This is a genomic window from Pseudoalteromonas sp. NBT06-2, assembly GCF_002276045.1.
GTDB lineage: Bacteria > Pseudomonadota > Gammaproteobacteria > Enterobacterales > Alteromonadaceae > Pseudoalteromonas.
Genome location: NZ_NQMR01000049.1, coordinates 1 through 591, shown reverse-complemented (window position 1 = coordinate 591; position 591 = coordinate 1). Strand labels below are relative to the sequence as shown.

Annotated in this window: 1 protein-coding gene; it reads left to right on the top strand. The window is 43.8% G+C overall.

Going from position 1 to position 591, the window contains the following annotated elements; translation table 11 throughout:
- The first annotated feature begins 85 nt into the window (after positions 1–85).
- The gene (locus tag CJF42_RS11485; protein WP_095366823.1) at positions 86–454 is read left to right on the top strand and encodes a phage tail protein; all 369 of its coding nucleotides are present in this window, start codon (positions 86–88) and stop codon (positions 452–454) included.
- Positions 455–591 lie beyond the last annotated feature (137 nt).

Here is a 591-nt window from a genome sequence, read left to right as displayed (position 1 = left end):
CATAAATTTAATCTGATTGGTATGAGATAGCAACGAATTACCCCATTCTTACCCACCGTTTCCGGTCACTGTGGGTGAAGAGTCCATGGTGTTTAGTAAAGTATCCGGTTTAAAACAGGGGCGTGAAAAAATCGATTATCAGGACGGTATGGGTGGTCGATTTAGAATGTTAGGACAAGTAACTGACCTCGATTTCACCTTGTCAATAGGTATTGTCGCGGGGCAAAGTCAGCTGTGGGCTTGGCTAAACTCGGCTTCAGGTAACCGAATCGATAAAAGAGACATTTCGATTAGCTTAACCAACGAAGCCGGTACCGAATTAATCGTTACCTGGAATATTTTGAATGCTTTTCCGACCGATTTATCCGCGCCCGACTTTGACGCCTCCAGTAATGATGTGGCCCTTGAAGAGTTAAGTTTGTCAGCCGACAGCATGACCGTTGAATATCACTAGGCGTCTATGTCAACGTAAAAGCTCTCACAAACGCTCGTTTTTGAGAGCTTTTACAAACTCTAAAATTACCTTTAGCCATGTTTTATCATGCTATAAGACAATAATCACATGTACCTGAAAAAGGCCCCCCCCCCCCC